Below are 415 nucleotides of genomic sequence, written 5' to 3' on the forward strand. Positions count from 1 at the left end.
GATAGTCCCGTAAACGAAAATGCATCTTAAGTGAAATCGAGTAGGTCGGAGCACGTGAAACTTTGACTGAATATAGGTGGACCATCATCTAAGGCTAAATACTCCCAACTGACCGATAGTGAACCAGTACCGTGAGGGAAAGGCGAAAAGAACCCCTGTGAGGGGAGTGAAATAGAACCTGAAACCGTGTACGTACAAGCAGTAGGAGCCCTTCGAGGGTGACTGCGTACCTTTTGTATAATGGGTCAGCGACTTATATTTTGTAGCGAGGTTAACCGATTAGGGTAGCCGGAGGGAAACCGCGTCTAAACTGGGCGTTATAGTTGCAAGCGATAGACCCGAAACCCGGTGATCTAGCCTGGGGCTGGGTGAAGCTTGAGTAACATCAACTGGATGACCGACCCGCCGACAGTGG

The 415-nt window shown here is 49.6% G+C and carries 1 rRNA gene; it reads left to right on the forward strand.

Annotated elements, in window-relative coordinates:
• A 23S ribosomal RNA gene (locus tag CWB80_RS21420) occupies positions 1-415 on the forward strand; the annotation flags it as partial.

Origin of the sequence: Pseudoalteromonas sp. S1650 (genome assembly GCF_005887195.1) — a bacterium.
GTDB lineage: Bacteria > Pseudomonadota > Gammaproteobacteria > Enterobacterales > Alteromonadaceae > Pseudoalteromonas > Pseudoalteromonas simplex.